This is a genomic window from Halomonas sp. 328, assembly GCF_015645095.1.
In the GTDB taxonomy this organism is placed as follows: Bacteria; Pseudomonadota; Gammaproteobacteria; order Pseudomonadales; family Halomonadaceae; genus Bisbaumannia.
The window spans coordinates 1-14,445 of record NZ_JADOTW010000006.1 but is presented as its reverse complement, the minus strand read 5'-3'; the positions used below and the strand labels follow the sequence as shown (position 1 = coordinate 14,445).

Here is a 14,445-nt window from a genome sequence, read left to right as displayed (position 1 = left end):
ATTTTCATGTTGAGGGCCCTGCGTCGTGCCAGCGACCGCCGCCGCCAGGCGAATGGTGAGTATGGCTGGCTATTCACTCCCTATACCGGCGACGAGATGGTGGCCATCGATTGCGAGACCACCGGCCTGGATACCCGCGAGGCGGAGCTGGTCTCGCTGGCGGCGGTGCGCCTCAAGGGCGACCGGGTGCTGACCAGCCAATCCCTGGACCTGCGCCTGGCGCGCCCGGCCTCCCTGACCGGCGACTCGATCCGCATCCATGGCCTGCGTGGCGTCGACCTGGAGGGGGGCGACTCCATCGAGGCGGCCCTGGCCCAGTTCCTCGACTTCGTCGGCAACCGGCCCCTGGTGGGCTGGTACCTGGAGTTCGATCTGGCGATCCTCAACCGTTACCTGCGTGCCCACCTGGGCTTCGAGCTGCCCAATGCCCGGGTGGAAGTCTCCCGGGTCTATGCCAAGGCGCTGCGCCGCCGCCAGCCGGAGCTGATTCCCAACCTGCGCTTCGAGGCGGTGGCCAAGGCCCTGGAGGTCCCGGTGATGGGCCGCCATACCGCCCTGGGCGATGCGGTCACCACGGCACTGATGTATACCCGGGTGCAGCGGGGGCTGGTGGGGTAGTGAGGCACTCCGTTACGCCGGTGCCGGAGTCGCCAGCGAAGCGTCAGGGTTTCGTCCTGGTGAGGAGGGAGTCGGCGGCTCCGGCGCCCGCAGTTAGCTGAGGCCCGGGGTTATCCTGGAAGAGGCCGTCGCGGGGCGCTGTGAACCCCTCAGCCATTCCAACTGCAGATAGTGGCGCGATCGGCGGCATAGGCAGCCATGGGGCGGGGTGCTAGAATATTGCCCCATTTTCTCCAACCCCGGTGTGACCATGTCGACCCTGACGGATGCCCGCCCCCACGATGCCGAGCCGGCGTCGGAGGCCGCGACCCTGGCCAAGCAGAAGCGCGAGTTCAACAAGCTGCAGAAGCGGCTGCGTCGCCAGGTGGGCAACGCCATCATCGATTATGGGATGATCCAGGAAGGCGACAAGGTGATGGTCTGCCTCTCCGGTGGCAAGGACAGCTACACCATGCTGGAGATCCTGCGCAACCTGCAGCGCAACGCCCCGGTGAACTTCTCCCTGGTGGCCGTCAACCTGGATCAGAAGCAGCCCGGCTTCCCCGAGCATGTGCTGCCGGCGTACCTGGACCAGTTGGGCGTCGACTACCATATCCTCGAGAAGGACACCTACTCGGTGGTCAAGGAGAAGACCCCCGAGGGCAAGACCACCTGTGCGCTCTGCTCGCGGCTGCGGCGTGGCTCCCTCTACGGCTTCGCCGAGGAGATCGGCGCCACCAAGATCGCCCTGGGCCATCACCGCGAGGATATCCTCGAGACCCTCTTCCTCAACATGTTCTTCGGCGGCAGCCTCAAGGCGATGCCCCCCAAGCTGCTCTCCGATGACGGCAAGAATATCGTCATCCGTCCCCTGGCCTACTGCCGGGAGGCGGATATCGCCGAGTTCTCGCGGTTGATGGAGTTTCCCATCATTCCCTGCAACCTCTGCGGCTCCCAGCCCAACCTGCAGCGTCAGGTGGTCAAGGAGATGCTCGCCGAGTGGGAGGCCAAGCACCCGGGGCGCCTGGAGAACATGTTCAAGGCGGTGACCAATGTGGCGCCCTCCCAGTTGGCCGATCGGGAACTCTTCGACTTCGCCGGCCTGGAAGAGAAGCAGGCCAAGCTCCAGGCCGACCGTATCGACCTCTTCCAGGAGCTGTAAGCCACCCCGGCTGCGCCGGGAGCTTTAAGCCATCAGCTTGAAGCCGAAAGAAATATCGCCCCCATGGCTTTGCCATGGGGGCGATTCGCATCAGGCGGCTATCCCGCTTGCGGGGTTAGATGCAGCCTTCCCCTTCGGCCAGCTGGGCCAGGGTATCGAGGTCGAGGATATTGATCTCGCGGCCGGAGACCGCCACCAGGCCCTGACTCTGGAAACGACCCAGGATGCGGCTCACCGTCTCCACCGCCAGGCCCAGGTGGTTGCCGATATCGGCCCGGGACATGGAAAGGCGAAAACTGTAGGCGGAGTAGCCACGGCGGCGGAAGCGCTCGGAGAGGCCGGTGAGGAAACTGGCCAGCCGCTCGTCGGCGGTCTTGCGGGAGAGCAGGCGGATCATGCGGCGATCGTCACGCATCTCCTTGCTCATGCTGCGATAGAGCTGCAGGCGCAGCTCCGGCAGGTCCTCGGCCAGGTTGTTGAGGCGGTCGAAGGGGATCTCGCACACCGTGGTGGTCTCCAGGGCCACCATGCTGCCCGGGTAGCTCGACTCGTCGATGCCATCCAGGCCCACCAGCTCGCTGGGCAGGTAGAAGTTGGTCAGTTGCTCTTCGCCACCGACGCTGGTGACCTGCTTGAGGCTACCGGAGCGCACCGCGAAGACGCTGGTGAAGGCATCCCCCTGGCGAAACAGCGTCTCGCCCTTCTTGAGGGGCGCGCGGCGACGAATGATGGCATCGAACTGATCCAGGTCCTCGAGCTGCAGCGCCAGGGGCAGGCACAGCGACGCCAGGCTGCAGGTCTGGCAGTGGGGCTGCTGCAGGCGGGCGCGGCGGCGTTCCAGGGCGGTTTGCGGCATGGGTCTCTCCGTGACGGGACGTCTCCCCCCATTATGGAGAACCTGAGGCGGCTGGCAAAGCGAGTTCATCGGTTCCTTCATTGCACCTTGGCATAAGGGGCCCACTCCTGGGCGGCGGGCACCGGTGGGTGGTCGCACTCGAGAGGCGTGCCTCGGCTTCTGGCTGGGCTGAGGGCATCGGTTGTCCTGCTGGCACCCGCTATAGCACCTTGGAATAGCGCCCCGTTCCCTGGCCGGGCAGGTGAGCATCGAAGGCCATGGCCAGGTGGCGGACCAGCAGTCGCCCCACCGGGGTCACCTCCAGGCGCGAGCCCTGCCGGATGATCAGGCCATCGGCCATGGCCGGCGCCAGGCGTGCCAGGGCATCGCCCAGGTAGGCCTCGGCATCCACCTCGAAGGTCTCGCCCAGGGCCGTCAGGTCCAGGGTCATGTCGCACATCAGGCGTTCGATGGCATGGCGGCGCAGACGATCGTCGAAGCTCAGGCGCAGCCCCTTGACGGTAGCCAGGCGGCCGGCGTCCAGGGCCGCTTCATACTCGCCCAGGACGGTGGGGTTCTGGGCGTAGACGTCATCGACCCGGCTGATGGCGGAGACGCCGAGCCCCACCAGGTCGCTGTCGGCATGGCTGGAATAGCCCTGGAAGTTGCGCTGCAGGGTGCCCTGGCGCTGGGCCACGGCCAGGCTGTCGTCGGGGCGCGCGAAGTGATCCATGCCGATATGCACATAGCCGGCTTCCTGGAGGCGCTCGACGGTGTCCTGCAGGATGCCGAGCTTCTCTTCGGCACTGGGCAGGTCGGCGGTGGCGATGCGCCGCTGGGGCGCGAAGCGCTCCGGCAGGTGGGCATAGTTGAAGATGGAGAGCCGCGCCGGGGCCAGCTCGATCACCTGCTCCAGGGTGGCGGCGAAGCTCGCCCGGGTCTGCAGCGGCAGGCCATAGATCAGGTCCAGGTTGAGCGACTGGAAGCCGAGCCGTGCCGCCTCGTCGATCAGGCTCTCGGTCAGCACCCGGGGCTGGACCCGGTTGATCGCCTTCTGCACCCGGGGATCCAGGTCCTGGACCCCCAGGCTCAGGCGATTGAAGCCCAGTGCCTGGAGGTGGCGCAGGGTCAGCACGTCCGCCTCCCGAGGGTCGATCTCGATGGCATAGTCGCGATCGGGATCGCCGGAGAGGCCGAAGCGCGCATCCAGGCGATCGATCAGCCCGCTCATCTGGTCCAGGGTCAGGAAGGTGGGGGTACCGCCCCCCCAGTGCAGCTGACTGATCGGTCGCGAGGTGTCCAGGTGACGGCGGGTCAGCACCATCTCCCGGTCGAGCCGCGCCAGGTAAGGCTCCGCCAGGCGCACGTTCTTGGTGGCGATCTTGTTGCAGGCGCAGTAGAAGCAGATGCGCCGGCAGAAGGGGATATGCACATAGAGCGACAGTGGCCGCCGGGAGGCGTTGCTGCGCTCCAGGGCGGCGGTGAAGGCCTCGGGGCCGAACGCCGCGAAGGAGAGCGCCGTCGGGTAGGAGGTGTAGCGAGGGCCGCTGACGTCGTAGCGTCGGATCAGCGCCGCGTCCCAGACGGTGGCCGGGGAGGGCGCGATAGGGTGAGGAAACAGCATGGCAAGACTCTCCGGCCGAAGCGATGGTTCTATGCTAGCGGCTGGCGAGCCCGGCGCCCTTGAGCTGGGTCAAGGGCAGGGCGATCAATGTAAGTGCTCACTCTGCTTATTCTGTTCAGTGTGCTCGCTCGGCGCAGGGGCATGAGCGCCATGAGAGTCGGCCAGGGGCAGCAGGCTCCAGAGTTGCCAGAGGGCAAAGGCGATGATCGACAGCGCCGCCAGGCCACGGGTGGCCGGATGGCGAATCAGGTTGCCGAGGCTGCGTGCCGCCAGGCCGGTGGCCAGCAGTGCCGGCAGGGTGCCGAGGCCGAAGGCCAGCATCAGCAGGGCGCCCTGGAGGGGCTCGCCCATGGCCAGGCTCCAGGCCAGCATGGAGTAGACCAGGCCGCAGGGCAACCAGCCCCAGACCGCCCCCAAGGCGGTGGCCTGGGGCAGGCTGACCACCGGCATCAGGCGGCGGCCGAGCGGCTCCAGGTGGCGCCATAGGCGGCGCCCCAGGGCCTCGACCCGCAGCAGCCCCTTCCACCAGTCGGCGATGTAAAGCGCCATCAGGATCAGCATCACTGCCGCCAGCCCCTGGAGGGCCAGGCGTAGGCCGTCGTGGGCGGTACCGATCAGGGTGCCGAGGCCCGCCACCAGGGCGCCGGCCAGCATATAGCTGGCGACGCGGCCCAGGTTATAGCCCAGCAGCAGGCCGCCGAGCCGGGCCGGAGAGCGCATGCTGGGCGGCACGGCGAAGGTCAGGGCGCTCATGATGCCGCCGCACATGCCGATGCAGTGGGCGCCCCCCAGCAGGCCGAAGACGAAGGCCGCCGCCAGCGGTGGCAGCCCCAGGCCGGTGGGATCCATCAGCGGGGCGGTTCCGGGGCATCGTCGGAGGCCGCCTTGCCGTCCGAACGGCTGGCCTTGTCATCGCTCTCTGGCCTGCCCTGGTCGCGCTGCTCCCTGGGCAGGTCGTTCTCGTCCTCGTCGAAGAGGATGCGATAGGCGGGGCCTTCCAGATCCTCGAACTGATCGTTCTTGACCGCCCAGAAGAAGGCCCAGATGGCCAGGCTCAAGAGGATCAGGCTTAGCGGAATCAGCAGATAGAGAATCGTCATACGGGGTCCAGGCGGGAAATGGCGGGGCCGGGGGGCGGGGCCGCCAGGCGCAGGCGTCCCAGGCGCAGGGCGTTGAGGACCACCACCAGGGAGCTGGCCGACATGCCCAGGGCGGCGACCCAGGGGGGCACGATGCCGAAGGCGGCGATGGGTACGGCGGTGAAATTGTAGATCACCGAGAAGACCAGGTTCTGATGAATGATGCGCCGGGTGGACTGAGCGATGGTGATCGCCTCGGCGATACGCAGCAGGCGCGGGCTGAGCAGCACCGCGTCGGCGCTGGTACGGGCCAGGTCGGTGGCGCCATTCATGGCGATGGAGACATCGGCGCCGGCCAGCACCGGCACGTCATTGATGCCGTCGCCGACCATCACCACCCGCTCGCCCTGTGCCTGGAGGGCGCGCAGGTGCTCGAGTTTCTCCTCGGGACTGGCGGCGGCGCGCCAGGTGTCGATGCCCACCCGCGCCGCCAGTTCCGCCACCGCGCCGGGGGTGTCGCCGGAGAGCAGCTCCACCGTCAGGCCCTGGGCCTTGAGGGCCGCCACGGTCGCCTCGGCATCGTCACGCAGGCCGTCATGCAGGGCGAACCAGGCCAGGGGCTCGCCATCCCGGGTCAGCAGTAGCCACTGGCCCGGCTCCGGCGCCGCCGGGGCGGCGTCGCTGGCGAAGGCGGGAGTGCCGAGGCGATAGTGCACTCCGTCGATGCTGCCCTCCAGGCCCTGACCGGGGTGGCTGGTCACGTCTCGGGCGCGCACCGTGGCCTCCCGGTAGGGGCCGAAGGCCCGGGCGATGGGGTGTTCCGAGTGGGCCTCCAGGGCCGCCGCCAGGCGGCGCACGCCGGCCTCGTCCACCTCGGCCAGGGGGCGGGTGGCCACCAGCTGCATGGCGCCCTGGGTCAAGGTGCCGGTCTTGTCGAAGATCACCCGGGTCACCTGGGAGAGCCCCTCCACCGCATTGGCCCGGGTCATCAGCATGCCGCGCCGACGCAACTGGCCGTGGCCGGCGGTCAGCGCCGTGGGGGTGGCCAGGGCGAAGGAGCAGGGGCAGGCCACCACCAGCACCGAGAGGGCCACCCAGAGCATTCGGGAGGGGTCGATAAACCACCAGACGATGGCCACGGCCAGGGTGATCAGGAGGGTGCTGAGCACGAAGTCCTGGGCCATGCGCTGGGCCAGCAGGGCGATCCGTGGGCGGCTGGCGAAGGCCCGGTCGGTGAGGTCGAAGATGCGGGCCACCCGGGCCTCTTGGCCGGCATGGGTGACGCGCACCACCAGGGGGCTCTCGACGTTCTGGCTGCCGCCGGTGACGGTCTCGCCGACCCCGCGGGTCACCGGCTGGTACTCGCCGGTGAGCATCGATTCGTCGAGGCTCGACTGGCCCTGCTCGATGATGCCGTCGGCGGGCACTCCATGGCCCGGCTTGACCAGCACCCGGTCCCCCTCGGCTAGGCGGTTGGCGGGCAGGATGCGCTCGCTGCCGTCCGCCTCCAGGCGAATCGCCGACAGCGGCAGGGCCCCGGAGAGCTGGTTGCCGCCGTGGCCCATGCGGCGGCGTGCCCGGGTCTCCACATAGCGGCCGAACAGCAGGAAGAAGGTGAACATGGCCACCGAGTCGAAATAGACATCGCCGCGGTCGACGATCACCGCATAGCCGCTGGCCAGGTAGGCGCCACCGATGGCGAGGGAGACCGAGACGTCCATGCCGAGTGTGCGGTTGCGCAGGTCGCGCAGGGCATTGCGGAAGAAGGGCTGTGCCGAGAAGAACACCACCGGGGTGGTCAGGGCGAAGGAGAGCCAGTGGAAGAGGGCATGGAAGTCGGCGGAGATCTGCCCCGGCTCGGTGACATAGATGGGCACCGAGAACATCATCACCTGCATCATGGCCACGGCGGCAACGATCAGCCGGCGCACGTTCATGCGCTCCTCGTGGTGCAGGCGGCGCTGGGCCTCGTCGGGCTCGTAGGGCTGGGCGGCATAGCCGATGGCCGCCAGCTCGGCGAGGATCTGCGACAGCTTGAGGCGGCGGGGATCCCAGGTCACCCGCAGGCGATGGTGGCTGAGGTTGACCGCGCTCTCCGTGAGCCCCTCCAGGGCATTGAGGCGGTGCTCGATCAGCCAGGCACAGGCGGCGCAGGTGATGCCCTCCACCGAGAGGGTGGCGGCCAGGGCCCCGTCATCGCCCTGGGGGTGAACGAAGGTTCGCTGGAGTTCCGGGTCATCGAAGACCGCCCAGGTCTCGCTGGGGGTGAGCTGGCGCTCGTCGGGGCGTTCCGGCAGCTCGGTGCGATAGCGATAGTAGCTGGCCAGGCCGCCCTCGACGATGGCCTGGGCCACCGCCTCGCAGCCGGGACAGCAGAGCGCATGGCTCTGCTGCTCGACGCGAATCCGCCAGGGGGCGCCCTCGGGCACCCGGCTACCGCAGTGGTAGCAGTCGCCGGCGATGGCCTGGGCCTCGAGGTGACTCATGGCATCAACGCTGACGGAGGTTGGGGGTCAGCACGATCGCCCCGTCCTCAGGGAAGCGGGCCTCGCCGAGCAGGCGCCACTCCGGGGGCTCCACCGCCGGCTGCAGCTGCAGGTACCAGCGATATTGCAGCTGGCTGGGGGCCTGGCCCACATAGCGGCCATCCCGCTGGTGGTGCAGGGTCAGTTCCTGGTCACGGCCATCCTGGGTGGGGAAGATCAGCCGCAGCACCAGGGCCTCCGGCTGGCTTTCCCCCGCCAGGTCGAGGGTCACGTCACCGCTCAGGCGATCGACCTGCAACTGGCCCTCGAGGCCCAGTTCGGCGGCGCGCTGCTGCTTGGCCACCACCATATTGATGGAGCGGCCATGCTCGTAGTAGTCCTCCTGCACCATGCCGTCGGCGGTGCGGATCGACAGCACCAGGAAGGTGGTGCTGGAGATCATCGAGGCCCCCAGGATGATCAACAGGAACCAGGGCCAGAACTGCTTGTACCAGGGGGAAACGCTTTGACTCTCCACGACTATCTCCTGAGCTGTCCGATAAAGCGGGTATCACGGGTCTGCTGGATGCTCTCGTCGTCCAGCGACCGCAGGCGGATTTCGATGGGATGGCTGGGTAGCTCCAGGGCCTCGGCGTCGAGGCGCAGCTCCAGCACCAGGGTGCGGCTGCTGTTGGCGTCGACGGCGATCTCGTCGCTGCCCACCAGGATCAGCCCCGGCAGGCCATCCACCTCGACCCGGTAGCGATGCGCCTGGCCATCCAGATTGCGAATGTTGAGGGTGTAGCGGTTGCTGACCTGGCCCTCTCGGGTCAACTGGTAGAGCTGCTGGCGATCCCGCTCGATCTCGAACTCCAGGGGGATGCGCCCGGCCAGGGCCCAGACCAGCAGGCCGATCATCACCACCAGGGCCGCCAGGTAGCCCAGCAGGCGCGGCCGCAGCAGGTGGGTCTTGCCACCGGCCAACTGGTGGTCGGTGGTATAGCGTACCAGGCCTCGGGGGTAGCCCATCTTGTCCATGACGCTGTCGCAGGCGTCGATGCAGGCGGCGCAGGTGATGCATTCGTACTGCAGGCCGTCGCGGATGTCGATACCGGTGGGGCAGACCTGGACGCAGAGCTCGCAGTCGATGCAGTCGCCCAGGCCCGCCTCCTGGGCCTGGGCATGGCTCAGGCCACGCTTGCGGGCGCCCCGGGGCTCGCCCCGGGCCGCGTCATAGGAGACCACCAGGGTGTCCTGGTCGAACATTACCGACTGAAAGCGGGCATAGGGGCACATGTAGAGGCACACCTGTTCGCGCAGCCAGCCGGCGTTGAGGTAGGTGAAGACGGTGAAGAAACCGATCCAGAACAGCGCCCAGGGGCCGACGCTCAGGGCGAGGAACTCGCCGACGAGCTCGCGGATGGGCGTGAAGTAGCCGACGAAGGTGGCCCCGGTGGCGAAGGCGATGGCCAGCCAGGCGGCGTGCTTGGCGCCCTTGCGCCACAGCTTGTCGGGGCTCCAGGGGGCCTGGTCGAGCTTGATGCGGCGGTTGCGAGGCCCTTCGAGGCGGTGTTCCAGCCAGATATAGAGGAAGGTCCAGACGCTCTGGGGGCAGGTGTAGCCGCACCACACCCGCCCGGCGAAGACGGTAATCAGGAACAGGCCGAAGGCGCAGATAATCAGGATCCACGACAGCAGGATGAATTCCTGGGGATAGAAGGTGGCCGCGAAGAGGTGGAACTCCCGGGATGGCAGGTCGAACCAGATCGCCGGGCGGTCTCCCCAGGTGACCCAGGGCATGCCGAAGAAGAGCGCCATCAGCGCCCAGTTGGCCCCTCGTCGCAGGCGTTGGAAGAGCCCCTTGATCTCGCGCACATAAATATGGCGCCGCTTGGCGTACATCTCCTGCTGCACGACCTGTTTGGGATCATGCTGGCCCACCCCGGAGGGGGTGACATCACGCGTGGGTATCCGGTCTGACATGGGTTGTACCACAACTGGGGCGCGGGGCGCCGGGGGGAGGTATTACCGGGTAGTGTAATCGACCGCGGGGGAGAGTGAAGCGCGGGTGCGACGGCCAGCCGCACCCGCGGGAGTTGCCTCAGTTGCTGAGGCTGTAGACGTAGGCGGTGACCAGGTGCACCTTGTCTTCGCCGATATAGGCGGCCTGGGCCGGCATATGGCCGTTGCGGCCATTGCGCAGGGTCTGGCGTACCGAATCGGCGACGCTCTGCCCCGGCGCCAGGTAGAGCCAGGTGTCGTTGGTCAGGTTGGGCGCGCCGAGGGCGGTGTTGCCGGTGCCGCTGGGGCCGTGGCAAGCCGCGCAGCTGGCCGCGTAGACCGGCTGGCCCCGTTCGGCACGCTCGGCGTCATGCTCCAGGTCGGAGAGCGCCAGCACGTACTGGGTCAGGTTCTCGATGTTCTCCTCGCCGAGCTGCTGCCAGGAGGGCATCAGGCCGTTACGCCCGTTGGCGATGCTCTGGGCGATATTCTCCGGCTCCCCGCCATACAGCCAGTCGCCGTCGGTCAGGTTGGGGAAACCGTAGCCGCCCTGGGCGTTGGAACCGTGGCAGAGTGCACAGTTGTTGAGGAAGATGCGCTCGGCCACCCGCATGGCGTCGGCATCCTGGGCCAGCTCCGGTACCGGGATTTCGTTGTACTGGGCGAAGATCGGCGCGTAGCGCTCCTCCGCCTGAGCCATCTCCCGCTCCCACTGGTTGACCTGGCTCCAGCCCAGCACGCCCTTGAAGTTGCCCAGGCCCGGGTAGAGCACCAGGTAGCCCAGGGAGAAGATGATGGTGCCGACGAAGAGCATGAACCACCAGCGCGGCAGGGGGTTGTCATACTCCTCGATGCCATCGGCGGCGTGGCCCGTGGTCGATACATTGCCTTCGGCGTCGGGCAGCTTATCGGTCTTGCGATTGGCGAACAGCACCCAGGCGCTGAAGGCGATGGTGCCCAGAGTGATGACGATGATCCAGGCACTCCAGAAACCGGAGAGGGAGTCGTCCCAAAGGTTGCTCATCTGTTCTTGTCTCCCCTGTCGTGTCGGGAATCGGCCTCGGTCCTCGAGGCCTGGTCACGGTTAGGCATCTCATCATCATCGGCGAAGGGCAGGTTGGCGGCTTCGTCGAAGTCCTTCTTACGGCGCTTGGAGTAAGCCCAGGCCACGATGCCGATAAAGGCAATCAGGATCAGCAGGGTGGTGATGCCCCGAAAGGTCCCCATGTCCATGATCAACGCGTTCCTTCGAGGGTGGTGCCCAGCTGCTGCAGGTAGGCGACCAGGGCGGTGATCTCCTGCTGGCCACGCACTTCGCGGCCGGCGCCTTCGATCTGCTCGTCCGTGTAGGGCACGCCGAGGCGCTGCAGGGCGCGCATCTTGCTCTCGGTGTGGCGCCCATCCAGGGTGTTCTCGAAGAGCCACGGATAGGCCGGCATGATCGATTCCGGCACCACGTCACGGGGGTTGTACATGTGGGCACGGTGCCAGTCGTCGCTGTAGCGGCCGCCGACACGGGCCAGATCCGGACCGGTCCGCTTGGAGCCCCACAGGAAGTTGTGCTCGTAGACGAACTCGCCGGCCACGCTGTAGTGACCGTAGCGCTCGGTCTCGGCACGGAAGGGGCGGATCATCTGGGAGTGGCAGCCCACGCAGCCCTCGCGGATGTAGATGTCGCGGCCTTCCAGCTCCAGGGGAGAGAGGGGCTCCAGCCCCTCCACCGGTTGGGTGGTGTCCTTCTGGAAGAACAGCGGCACGATCTCGGCCAGGCCACCGAAGCTGATCACCACGAGGATCAGTACGGACAGCAGGCCAACGTTCTTTTCGACAATCTCGTGTTTCATCGGTGTCTCGTTCCCCGTTGGCTCAGGCGGCTTGCGGAATGGCGTTGCGCTCGGCTTCGCTGCGCTTGACGGTCATGTAGACGTTGTAGGCCATGATCAGCATGCCCACGACCCAGAACAGGCCGCCCACCCAGCGCACGATGTAGCCCGGGCCGCTGGCCTCGACGCTCTCGATAAAGGTGTACATCAGGGTGCCGTCCGGGTTGACCGCACGCCACATCAGGCCCTGCAGGATGCCGTTGACCCACATGGCGGCGATATAGAGCACGGTGCCGATGGTGGAGAGCCAGAAGTGCACGGCGATCAGTTTCACCGAGTACATTTCGGTGCCACCGAACAGGCGCGGAATCAGGTGATACATGGAGCCGATGGAGATCATCGCCACCCAGCCGAGGGCCCCGGAGTGAACGTGACCGATGGTCCAGTCGGTGTAGTGGGAGAGGGCGTTGACGGTCTTGATGGCCATCATCGGGCCTTCGAAGGTGGACATCCCGTAGAAGGAAAGGGCCACCACCAGAAAGCGCAGGGTCGGGTCGGTGCGCAGCTTATGCCAGGCGCCGGAGAGGGTCATCATGCCGTTGATCATGCCGCCCCAGGAGGGAGCCAGCAGGATGATCGACATCACCATGCCCAGGGACTGGGCCCAGTCGGGCAGGGCGGTGTAGTGCAGGTGGTGGGCGCCGGCCCACATGTAGATGGTGATCAGTGCCCAGAAGTGGACGATGGAGAGCCGGTAGGAGTAGACAGGACGTTCCGCCTGCTTGGGCACGAAGTAGTACATCATGCCGAGGAAGCCGGCCGTCAGGAAGAAGCCCACCGCGTTGTGACCCCACCACCACTGCACCATGGCATCGATGGCGCCGGCGTAGATGGAATAGGACTTGAAGGCGCTGACCGGAATCGCCAGGTTATTGACCACATGGAGCACCGCCACCGTGAGGATAAAGGCGGCGTAGAACCAGTTGGCGACGTAGATATGTGGTGTCTTGCGCTGCTTGACCGTACCCAGGAAGACGATGGCATAGCTGATCCAGACCACGGCGATCAGGATGTTGATCGGCCACTCCAGCTCGGCGTACTCCTTGGAGGTGGTCAGGCCCAGGGGCAGGGTGATGATCGCGGAGATGATCACCGCCTGCCAGCCCCAGAAGGTGAAGGCCGCCAGCTTGTCGGAGATCAGGCGCGTCTGACAGGTGCGCTGAACCACGTAGTAGGAGGTCGCCATCAACGCCGATCCCCCGAAGGCGAAGATCACGGCGTTGGTATGCAGGGGGCGCAGGCGGCCGAAGCTCGTCCATGGCAGTCCCAGGTTAAGTTGCGGCCAGACCAATTGCGCGGCAAGGATGACACCCAGGCTCATGCCCACGATGCCCCATACCACAGTCATGATCGCGAACTGCCGAACTACCTTGTAATTGTAGGTCGGGTGTTCAAATGCTGTGCTCATGTCAGGTTCCCATCGAACGCGGTGTAGGGGAGACGTCCCGGGTGCCAAGTGTGCCCGAGCGCGACCGCCCGCATGATGATACAGGTCAAGATTCCGGGCGCCGATTCTAGCTCAGCCGGCAGGCAAGCTAAATATGCAATAATCGCGTATGACCAAATAGCGCCCAGAAGAGGTCGCAATGACGATGGCAGAGGCAACGTCGCTTCGACTCAGCGTAGACGAGGTGATCGAAGGCTTGCAGGACGCGATGTCCGGGCACTGCGAGGTGGTCGGCGTCGGCCCCCTCTGGGTCGAAGGTACGCCTCGCCGAGGGCGGCTGCTGCTGGCCCACGGCGCGGGGGCCGGCCAGGACTCCGCCTTCATGGTAGGGCTGCGTCAGGCCCTGGCCGCGGCGGGGGTCCAGGCCCTGGGCATCGAGTTCGACTACATGCAGCGGATGCGTGCCGAGGGGCGTCGACGCCCGCCGCCCCGGGTGGAAAAACTGCTGGAGGAGCTGCGCCCCTGGTGCGACATCGTGTCACGCCTTTCCGGGCCGCCTTGCTGGCTGGGCGGCAAGTCCATGGGTGGTCGGGTGATGAGCCTGAGGGCCGCCCGGGAGGTCGTGCCCGGCCTGGTGCTGTGTGGCTATCCCTTCCACCCGCCCGGCAAGCCAGAGAAGACGCGGCTGGATCACTGGCCGGACCTTCGCTGCCCGACCCTGGTGCTGCAGGGAACGCGGGACCCCTTCGGTACTCGGGCAGAGGTGGAGGCCTATGACCTTCCCGCGGAGGCCCGAGTTCACTTCCTCGAGGACGGGGAGCATGACTGGAAGCCGCGCAAGGCCTCCGGCTTGACCCAGGCACGGCTGATCGAGGAGGCGGCTCGGGTGATCGCCGCGACCCTCGAGGCATCCGCTGGCAACGAGGGGGGCGACTGAGGCCCGGGCGCGATCCCAGGGATGGCGCGGCCTGCCGTCGTGGGAGGCGTGGGATGAGCCCCATGGCGGCACCGCTCAGGCGAAAAATTTGCGCTGAAGTCGTTGACTTCCCTCAGGGTCTCTGTAGAATGCGTCGCCACGAGTTCAGGGGTGGTTAGCTCAGTTGGAAGAGCACCAGCCTTACAAGCTGGGGGTCACTGGTTCGAGCCCAGTACCACCCACCATCTCGACAGGGAGATGGCTTGAAGTCGTCGTAGGAAATGCGAGTGGACCGGTAGTTCAGTTGGTTAGAATGCCGGCCTGTCACGCCGGAGGTCGCGGGTTCGAGTCCCGTCCGGTCCGCCAGTGTTTCCAGATAGCCCGGAAGGCGCTATCGCAATGCGTAGGTTTGCCCTTGTGGACCGGTAGTTCAGTTGGTTAGAATGCCGGCCTGTCACGCCGGAGGTCGCGGGTTCGAGTCCCGTCCGGTCCGCCA

General features: G+C 66.7%; 14 protein-coding genes and 3 tRNA genes. 6 read left to right on the top strand and 11 right to left on the bottom strand.

Features of this window, described 5'->3' with window-relative positions; genetic code table 11:
* The first annotated feature begins 6 nt into the window (after nt 1-6).
* Together IHD13_RS03925 and ttcA are read left to right on the top strand one after the other, a co-directional pair.
* Nucleotides 7-618 carry a 3'-5' exonuclease gene (locus IHD13_RS03925; protein ID WP_195859730.1) on the top strand — a complete coding sequence of 204 codons (612 nt, stop codon included), beginning with the start codon at nt 7-9 and terminating at the stop codon, nt 616-618.
* Between the two features lie 250 nt (nt 619-868).
* The gene (gene ttcA / locus IHD13_RS03920) at nt 869-1,759 is read left to right on the top strand and encodes a tRNA 2-thiocytidine(32) synthetase TtcA (RefSeq protein WP_230086131.1); all 891 of its coding nucleotides are present in this window, start codon (nt 869-871) and stop codon (nt 1,757-1,759) included.
* A gap of 115 nt (nt 1,760-1,874) precedes the next feature.
* On the opposite strand, the gene fnr is transcribed toward ttcA, so the two are convergent.
* The 11 genes from fnr to ccoN all read right to left on the bottom strand — a co-directional run bounded on the left by fnr (nt 1,875) and on the right by ccoN (nt 13,054).
* On the bottom strand, nt 1,875-2,615 hold the full coding sequence (gene fnr / locus IHD13_RS03915; protein WP_195859729.1) for a fumarate/nitrate reduction transcriptional regulator Fnr: 741 nt from the start codon (nt 2,613-2,615) through the stop codon (nt 1,875-1,877).
* A gap of 199 nt (nt 2,616-2,814) precedes the next feature.
* Nucleotides 2,815-4,218 carry an oxygen-independent coproporphyrinogen III oxidase gene (gene hemN, locus IHD13_RS03910; protein ID WP_195859728.1) on the bottom strand — a complete coding sequence of 468 codons (1,404 nt, stop codon included), beginning with the start codon at nt 4,216-4,218 and terminating at the stop codon, nt 2,815-2,817.
* A gap of 84 nt (nt 4,219-4,302) precedes the next feature.
* The gene (locus IHD13_RS03905; RefSeq protein WP_195859727.1) at nt 4,303-5,067 is read right to left on the bottom strand and encodes a sulfite exporter TauE/SafE family protein; all 765 of its coding nucleotides are present in this window, start codon (nt 5,065-5,067) and stop codon (nt 4,303-4,305) included.
* Nucleotides 5,067-5,318, bottom strand: coding sequence for a cbb3-type cytochrome oxidase assembly protein CcoS (gene ccoS / locus IHD13_RS03900; RefSeq protein ID WP_195859726.1), 252 nt, complete (start codon nt 5,316-5,318; stop codon nt 5,067-5,069). Before ccoS ends, IHD13_RS03905 begins: the two co-directional genes overlap by 1 nt.
* Entirely contained in the window at nt 5,315-7,783 is a 2,469-nt protein-coding gene (locus tag IHD13_RS03895; RefSeq protein WP_195859725.1) for a heavy metal translocating P-type ATPase, read from the bottom strand. The genes ccoS and IHD13_RS03895 overlap by 4 nt, the downstream gene beginning before the upstream one ends.
* A 4-nt stretch (nt 7,784-7,787) precedes the next feature.
* Nucleotides 7,788-8,300, bottom strand: coding sequence for a FixH family protein (locus IHD13_RS03890; protein ID WP_195859724.1), 513 nt, complete (start codon nt 8,298-8,300; stop codon nt 7,788-7,790).
* A gap of 2 nt (nt 8,301-8,302) precedes the next feature.
* Entirely contained in the window at nt 8,303-9,745 is a 1,443-nt protein-coding gene (gene ccoG, locus IHD13_RS03885; RefSeq protein WP_230086130.1) for a cytochrome c oxidase accessory protein CcoG, read from the bottom strand.
* A gap of 118 nt (nt 9,746-9,863) precedes the next feature.
* Nucleotides 9,864-10,787, bottom strand: coding sequence for a cytochrome-c oxidase, cbb3-type subunit III (gene ccoP / locus IHD13_RS03880; protein ID WP_195859723.1), 924 nt, complete (start codon nt 10,785-10,787; stop codon nt 9,864-9,866).
* Nucleotides 10,784-10,996 carry a cbb3-type cytochrome oxidase subunit 3 gene (locus tag IHD13_RS03875; RefSeq protein ID WP_195859722.1) on the bottom strand — a complete coding sequence of 71 codons (213 nt, stop codon included), beginning with the start codon at nt 10,994-10,996 and terminating at the stop codon, nt 10,784-10,786. The genes ccoP and IHD13_RS03875 overlap by 4 nt, the downstream gene beginning before the upstream one ends.
* A 2-nt stretch (nt 10,997-10,998) precedes the next feature.
* On the bottom strand, nt 10,999-11,607 hold the full coding sequence (gene ccoO, locus IHD13_RS03870) for a cytochrome-c oxidase, cbb3-type subunit II (RefSeq protein ID WP_195859721.1): 609 nt from the start codon (nt 11,605-11,607) through the stop codon (nt 10,999-11,001).
* A gap of 22 nt (nt 11,608-11,629) precedes the next feature.
* Entirely contained in the window at nt 11,630-13,054 is a 1,425-nt protein-coding gene (gene ccoN / locus IHD13_RS03865; protein ID WP_195859720.1) for a cytochrome-c oxidase, cbb3-type subunit I, read from the bottom strand.
* A 178-nt stretch (nt 13,055-13,232) separates the two neighbouring features.
* Between ccoN and IHD13_RS03860 the strand changes: the two genes are divergently transcribed.
* The 4 genes from IHD13_RS03860 (at nt 13,233) to IHD13_RS03845 (ending at nt 14,445) form a co-directional block, all read left to right on the top strand.
* On the top strand, nt 13,233-13,970 hold the full coding sequence (locus IHD13_RS03860; RefSeq protein WP_326838310.1) for an alpha/beta family hydrolase: 738 nt from the start codon (nt 13,233-13,235) through the stop codon (nt 13,968-13,970).
* Between the two features lie 148 nt (nt 13,971-14,118).
* Nucleotides 14,119-14,194 (top strand) — tRNA-Val (locus IHD13_RS03855).
* 44 nt (nt 14,195-14,238) lie between these two features.
* A tRNA-Asp gene (locus IHD13_RS03850) sits at nt 14,239-14,315 on the top strand.
* A 53-nt stretch (nt 14,316-14,368) separates the two neighbouring features.
* Nucleotides 14,369-14,445, top strand: a tRNA-Asp gene (locus IHD13_RS03845).